We start from the raw sequence: 6,538 nt of genomic DNA, 5'->3' as shown, positions 1-6,538 counted from the left end.
CCCGTTCCCGATAGGCTTTAGGCCGACCCCGACGTCTCCGGGTCCAGCGTGTACAACTCCTGCGGGCGCGCCACGCCGCGCAGCAGGTAGCGCCCAACCGAGATCAGCCGCTCCCGGCATTCCGGAGCGGACTCGGTGAAGGCGGACGACAGCAGGATGTCCTGGTCGAGCGACCGGCACATGGCGGCGATGCGGCTGGCCTCGTTCACCGCCGGGCCGACCACGGTGAAGTCCAGACGGTCCACCCCGCCGATGTTGCCGTAGAACACCTTCCCCTGGTGCAGCCCGAGATAGAAGCGCGTCACCGGCAGCCCGGCGGCGGAGCGGCGGGCGTTCAGCTCCTTGCAGCGCGCCCGCGCCTCCTCCGCCGCTTCGAGGGCGGCGCGGCAGGCGTCCTCGGCGCTGGAGCGGTCGAAGACGGCCAGGATGCCGTCGCCCATGAACTTCAGCACCTGCCCGTGGTGCCGGTGGATGGCCGTCACCACCAGCTCCGCATAATCGTTCAGCAGCGGCAGGATGGTTTCCGGGGCGGCGGTGTCGGTGATGCGGGTGAAGCCCTGGAGGTCGCTGAACCACAGCACGGCGTCCAGCTCCTCCGCGACGCCGCGGCGGATATGGCCGCGCAGCACCCGGTGGCCGGCGTCACGCCCCAGATAGGTCTCGGCCAGCGTGTTGGCGATGTGCGCCATGGCGTGGCCGCGCAGCGCCAGCGCCAGACTGCCGGTGAGGGTGAGCAGGGCGTCCCGCTGCGCGTCGCTGAAACCGTCCGGGTGGTGCGACACCCAGGAGGAGAAGATGCAGTCCAGCTCCCCGATGGCGGCGCGGGGGCCGAGACGGTTGACGATGGCCATGTAGTCGGTGGCGCCCTGCGCCCGCAGCTCGTCGACGATCGGGAACTCGCCGCCCTCCGCGCCGTCGGTCAGCCGCAGGCGCAGCATCGTCTCGCCGGAGGTGTAGAGCCGGTGGAAGGGGCTGCGCAGCCACTTCTCGTCGATGTCGGGATCGCTGCCGTCGCCGCCATACTCGGTCCGGCGCACCTCGGCGGCGTTGCGCCCGCTGCTGTCCCAGGTGACGACATGGCCGGCGATGGTCGGGTGCAGCGTGTCCGCCCCGACCACCGTCCGGGTCAGCGGCACCCCCGCCGCGACCAGCCGTTCGCAGAAGCCGCCGATGAGGTCCGTCTCCGGCACCCCCCGCAGCCCGGCCTCCGCGATCCAGCGGCTGAGGTCGAGAATTCCTTGTGCATCCATGCCCGCCATCCTGCCACAGGTCGCCTTTTCCGGGAACGGAGGGTCAGCGGCTGGACAGGACGTCCGCGATGAAGGCCGTGACCGTTCCAAAGTCGCCGGTTGTCCGCAATTCGGCGGGCATGGCTTGAAAGTCAAGCTCCGGTCCGAAACCGATCATAGGCTTTCCGAAGCGCAGGGCGAGCCGGACCTCGTCCAAGGTCCCGTGGCGGCCCGGCAGGACGACGATCACGTCGCTGGTCAGGATGTTGACGTGGTTGCGGCTCAGCTCCGTCGGCGGCGCGCCGGCCGGCTTGCGCGCGAAGGGCGTCAGGATGGGCAGGTCGATGTAGGGGTTGGGGTAGCCGGGCAGGGGCGCATGGCCGCGCAGCGGGTCGGGCTCGGACGGCAGGATGCCGATGGAGCGGCCCCGGCGCCCCGGCGTGCCGTGGAAGGCCCTTGCGACCGACCGCATCACCCCGCCGCCGCCGCCGGTCAGCAGGTCGTGCCCGGCCCCGGCGATCCACGCGCCGAGCGGCTCGGCGTGGTCCGCCCATTCCTCCTGCCCCGACCCCATCACGCCGATGATCGCCATATCCATCCACCTCCCTTGTTACCGCCCGCGTGGCTTGGCCCGCGCCGTGGGTTCGGCTTCCAGCGGGTTGTCGGGCCAATAATGCTTGGGATACTGCCCCTTGAGGTCGGCCTTCACCGCCTTGTAGGCGTTGGCCCAGAAGCTGGCGAGGTCGCGCGTCACCTGCACCGGGCGGCGGGCCGGGGACAGAAGGTGCAGCAGCAGAGGCACCCGCCCGCCGGCGATGCGCGGCGTCTCGGCCAGCCCGAACATCTCCTGCAGCCGGACGGCCAGCACCGGCTCGTCCCCGCTGTAATCGATGGGGATGCGGGAACCGCTGGGCACCTCCACATGGGTCGGCGCCTCCTTGTCCAGCCGCTGCTGCATCGCCCAGGGCAGCAGCCCGCGCAGCGCGTTGCCCAGCTCCACCCGGTCGAGATGGGCGCGGCGCGAGGCGCCGTTCAGGAAGGGCGCCAGCCACTCCCCCATCGTCTCCAGCAGGGCGGCGTCGGAGACGTCCGGCCACTCCTCGCCCTCCCGGCGGCGCAGGAACAGGACGCGCGTCTGCCACTTGCGCAGATCGTCGCTCCAGGGCAGGGCGGTCAGCCCCATCTCGCGGATGCCCTCCAGCATGGCGGCGGCGATGGCCTCGGCGGGCGGGTTGGGCAGGCGCTTGTCCTCCAGCGCCAGGGCGAACAGCATGCGGCGGCGGCGGGCCAGCACCGTCTGCTCCCGCCCGTCCCAGGCGACCACCGTCTCGCTGCGGATATGCTCGGTGAAGGCCTCCTCCAGCTCCGCCTGGGAGAGCGGGGCGGCAAGGAAGATGCGCGATTCGCGGGCGGCCCCGTCCAGGTCGGCGACGGCCAGCCAGTCCTCGGCGCTCAGCGGCTCGGCGTCCTGGAAATAGGCGCCGCGCCCGTTGGACAGCCGGTACTGCGCGGCGGCCCCGCCCGTGCTGCCTCCGGGACGGCGCTGGCCGATGCGGTCGGGGTAGGCCAGGGCGACCAGCAGGCCGGTGGCGCCGAGATCGCCACCATTGCCCTTCACACCCAACTGGCGCTTCCAGTTGCGGGCCTGCTTCAACGCCTGCTGGGCGCCGCCGCGCTCCACGGTCAGGCCGCGTCCGGCGCCGCGCACCCGGCCGTCATCGTCCAGCCCGCGCAGCAACTCCACGCGCAGCCGCAGGTCGGCGTCGCGGAAGCCCGGCTGGGCGCGGACGATGTCGCGCTCGCCGAGCAGGGCGGCGACCTCGCAGGCCAGCGCGCCCAGCCCCATCGCCTTGCCCTTCAGCATCATGTGGGCCAGCCGGGGATGCACGCCGAAGCCGGCCATGCGGCGGCCATGGGCGGTGATGCCACCGTCGGCGTCCAATGCCCCCAGCTCGCGCAGCAGTTCCCGCGCCTGGGCCATGGCGGCGGCGGGCGGCGGGTCGAGCCAGGCGAGCGACGCCGGGTCGGACACGCCCCACACCGCCAGCTCCAGCGCCAGCGGGGCGAGGTCGGCGTCCATGATCTCCGGCGGGGTGAAGGCGGCCAGCGCCTTGTGCGACGGCTCCGGCCACAGGCGGTAGCAGACGCCCGGCTCCAGCCGGCCGGCTCGGCCCCGCCGCTGCTCCGCCGACGCCTGGGAGACCTTGGCGGTGACCAGCCGCGTCATGCCGCTGCGCGGGTCGAAGCGGGGGACGCGCATCAATCCGCCGTCCACGACGATGCGGATGCCTTCGATGGTCAGGCTGGTCTCGGCGATGGGGGTAGCGAGGACGATCTTGCGCGTGCCCGGCGGGCTGGGGGCGATGGCGCGGTCCTGGGCGTCGGCCGTCAGGTCGCCGTAGAGCGGGGCGATCACCGTGCCGGGGCCGAGGTCCGCCGACTCCAGAAGGCTCTGCACCCGCCGGATCTCCCCGGCGCCGGGCAGGAAAACCAGAGCGTTGCCACTCTCCTCGCGCAGGGCGCGGCGGACGGCGGCGGCCACGGCGTCTTCAATACGGGTTCCGGTGGCCGGAGCGTCGAGGTGGCGTGTCTCCACCGGAAAGGCCCGGCCCTCGCTGGTCACCATCGGGGCGTCGCCCAGCAGGGCGGCGACGGGGCCGCCGTCCAGCGTCGCCGACATCACCACCAGCCGCAGGTCGTCGCGCAGCGCGCCGCGCGCCTCCTGCACCAGGGCCAGCGCCAGATCGCTGTCGATGCCGCGCTCGTGGAACTCGTCGAACAGCACGGCGCCGACCGCCGGCAGTTCGGGGTCCTCCTGGAGCTGGCGCAGGAACAGGCCGTCGGTCACCACCTCGATCCGCGTCTTCGGCCCGACCTTGGTGTCCAGCCGCACGCGGTAGCCGACCGTCTCGCCGACGCTTTCCCCCAGCATCGCGGCCATGCGGCGGGCGGCGGCGCGGGCGGCCAGCCGCCGCGGCTCCAGCACGATCACCTTGCGCCCGGCCAGCCAGGGCCGGTCGAGCAGGGCCAGCGGCACGCGGGTCGTCTTGCCCGCCCCCGGCGGCGCCTGGAGCACCGCCACGCCGCGCCCGTCCAGCGCGGCCAGCAGCTCGGGAAGCACGGGGTCGATGGGAAGGGGCGGGATGCTCATGGACACTGCGAGATGGTGGAGAAGGGCGCCGCCCGTGTTCCTGGCAGCGGCGGGCGCCCCGGTCAAGCCTTCCGGGCCTGGGCGGCTATTCGGTCTCCTCCCGGCAGAAGACCCCGGCCTCGGTGTCGTGGGTGAACAGCTCGGCGTAGCGGGCCCAGCTGGTCACGGCGTTCAGCGTTTCCTCGGCGTAGGCCTCGCTCATGAAGGCCTCCAGTTCGCGGGCGAACGGAGCGTAGGGAACGCGGTGGTCGGGGCGCTCCGACAGGGCGGCGTGGATGTGCGCGGCGAGCGGCACGAAATGGACCAGATGCTCGGCGAACAGCGCCTTGCGGTCGTCCATCCCGGCCTCGGCGAACAGGCGGCCCGGCTCGGTCAACCGGATGTCGCCTTCCGCCACCTCGGCGAATCCCAGCGTCTGGAGCGTCTCGGCGATGGGGAAGAGGTCGTCGATCTCGTGCCGCAGCGCCGCCGCGAGGTGGGGCAGGTCCGCCTTGCCGTGGTAGGGCGGGGCGGCCAGCGTCCCCATCAGGCCGGCCAGCCGGCTGGGCGGGACCTGCTGGAGCGGCTCGGCATAGACCGGCCGCGGCCGCCCGGTCGCCGTCTCCGGCACCGCGGCCGGGGCGGCCAGCGGCTTGCGCGCCGTCATCCGGCCGTAGATGTCGTCGACTAGCTCGCGGAAGTCCGGGGCCAGCCGGTTGCGCGGGTGCGGGATGTCCACCCGGATCTCCGCCGCCACATGGCCCGGGTTGGAGGCGAAGACCAGGATGCGGTCGCACATCAGCACCGCCTCCTCGATGTTGTGGGAGACCATCAGGATCGACCGGGTCGGCAGCTTGCGCTCCATCCACAGGTCGAGCAGGTCGGTGCGCAGCGTTTCCGCCGTCAGCACGTCGAGCGCCGAGAAGGGCTCGTCCATCAGCAGTATTTCCGGATGGACCACCAGCGCGCGGGCGAAGCCGACGCGCTGGCGCATCCCGCCGGACAGCTCCTTGGGGTAGGCGCTCTCGAAGCCGGACAGGCCGATCAGGTCGATGGCCTCCTCGGCGCGCGCCGCCGCCTCGTCCGCGGGAACGCGCAGCGCCTTCAGCCCGGCCAGGACATTCTCCTCGACGGTCAGCCAGGGGAACAGCGCGAAGGACTGGAACACCATCGCCACCCCGTCGGTCGGCCCGGCCACCGGAGCGCCGCGGTGCAGGACCTGGCCGGCGGTCGGCCGCGCCAGCCCGGCGACGATGCGCAGCAGCGTCGACTTGCCCGAGCCGGAGCGGCCGAGCAGCCCGACGATCTCGCCGTCGCGCAGCGTCAGGTCCACGCCGTCGAGCACGACATACGGCGGGCCGGACGGCTTGCGGTAGGCCTGCCGGACACCGTGGAGTTCGAAGAGGGGTGAATTCTGCGTCATCATGGTACGGCCTCCCTCAGTCAAGGCGCAGGCGGCGTTCGGCGTAGCCGTAGAGCGGACGCCAGAGCAGCCGGTTGAGCAGGGTGACGAACAGGGACATCACGGCGATGCCGAGCACGATGCGCGGGTAGTCCCCGGCGGCGGTCGCCTGGGCGATGTAGCTGCCCAGCCCGTGGGCGGTGACCTCGGCGTCGCCCCAGCGCACCGTCTCGGCGACGATGCTGGCGTTCCACGAGCCGCCCGCCGCGGTCACGGCGCCGGTCAGGTAATAGGGGAAGACGCCGGGCAGCATGACATCGCGCCACCACTGCCAGCCGCGCATGCGGAAGCTGGACGCCGCCTCCTTGAGGTCGCCGGGGAAGGCGGCGGTTCCGGCGACGACGTTGAACAGGATGTACCACTGCGTGCCCAGGATCATCAGCGGGCTGAGCCAGACGTCCGGATTCAGGTCGAAGCGCAGGATGGTGACGACGGCGACCGGGAACAGCAGGTTGGCCGGGAAGGCCGCCAGGAATTGCGCCAGCGGCTGGACCGCCTCGGCGAGGCGCGGGCGCAGCCCGATCAGCACGCCGAGCGGCACCCAGACCAGCGAGGCGATGGCGATCAGCACCACGACGCGCAGCAGCGTCGCCGTCCCGAGCAGCAGCGCGGTCCCGACGTCGCCCCAGCCGGCCCCGCCGGCGATGAAGGTCACCAGGGTCCAGCCCAGGGCGAGCGCCGCCACCGCGACGACCGCGTACCACACCCGGTCGAGCG

Annotated in this window: 5 protein-coding genes; all 5 read right to left on the bottom strand. The window is 72.6% G+C overall.

Annotation, left to right across the window (positions count from 1 at the left end):
• Positions 1 to 17: 17 nt before the first annotated feature.
• Entirely contained in the window at positions 18 to 1,250 is a 1,233-nt protein-coding gene (locus GBZ26_RS25385; RefSeq protein WP_174441220.1) for an adenylate/guanylate cyclase domain-containing protein, read from the bottom strand.
• Positions 1,251 to 1,293: 43 nt separating this feature from the next.
• Complete coding sequence (locus tag GBZ26_RS25380) at positions 1,294 to 1,821, bottom strand: SLOG cluster 4 domain-containing protein (RefSeq protein ID WP_174441219.1); 528 nt, start codon at positions 1,819 to 1,821, stop codon at positions 1,294 to 1,296.
• 18 nt (positions 1,822 to 1,839) lie between these two features.
• On the bottom strand, positions 1,840 to 4,380 hold the full coding sequence (gene hrpB / locus GBZ26_RS25375; RefSeq protein WP_174441218.1) for an ATP-dependent helicase HrpB: 2,541 nt from the start codon (positions 4,378 to 4,380) through the stop codon (positions 1,840 to 1,842).
• 85 nt (positions 4,381 to 4,465) lie between these two features.
• Positions 4,466 to 5,785 carry an ABC transporter ATP-binding protein gene (locus tag GBZ26_RS25370; protein WP_174441217.1) on the bottom strand — a complete coding sequence of 440 codons (1,320 nt, stop codon included), beginning with the start codon at positions 5,783 to 5,785 and terminating at the stop codon, positions 4,466 to 4,468.
• Between the two features lie 13 nt (positions 5,786 to 5,798).
• Positions 5,799 to 6,538: ABC transporter permease subunit (locus GBZ26_RS25365; protein WP_174441216.1), on the bottom strand; the 740-nt coding region annotated here is incomplete at its 5' end.

It is taken from the genome of Azospirillum formosense (assembly GCF_013340925.1).
Taxonomy (GTDB): domain Bacteria; phylum Pseudomonadota; class Alphaproteobacteria; order Azospirillales; family Azospirillaceae; genus Azospirillum; species Azospirillum formosense.
This window is presented reverse-complemented; position numbering and strand designations above follow the sequence as displayed.

Bases quoted from the DNA above. Each gene is read 5' to 3' on its own strand.
- GBZ26_RS25385 (WP_174441220.1), bottom strand. From the start codon at position 1,250: ATGGATGCACAAGGAATTCTCGACCTCAGCCGCTGGATCGCGGAGGCC.
- GBZ26_RS25380 (WP_174441219.1), bottom strand. From the start codon at position 1,821: ATGGCGATCATCGGCGTGATGGGGTCGGGGCAGGAGGAATGGGCGGAC.
- hrpB (WP_174441218.1), bottom strand. From the start codon at position 4,380: ATGAGCATCCCGCCCCTTCCCATCGACCCCGTGCTTCCCGAGCTGCTG.
- GBZ26_RS25370 (WP_174441217.1), bottom strand. From the start codon at position 5,785: ATGATGACGCAGAATTCACCCCTCTTCGAACTCCACGGTGTCCGGCAG.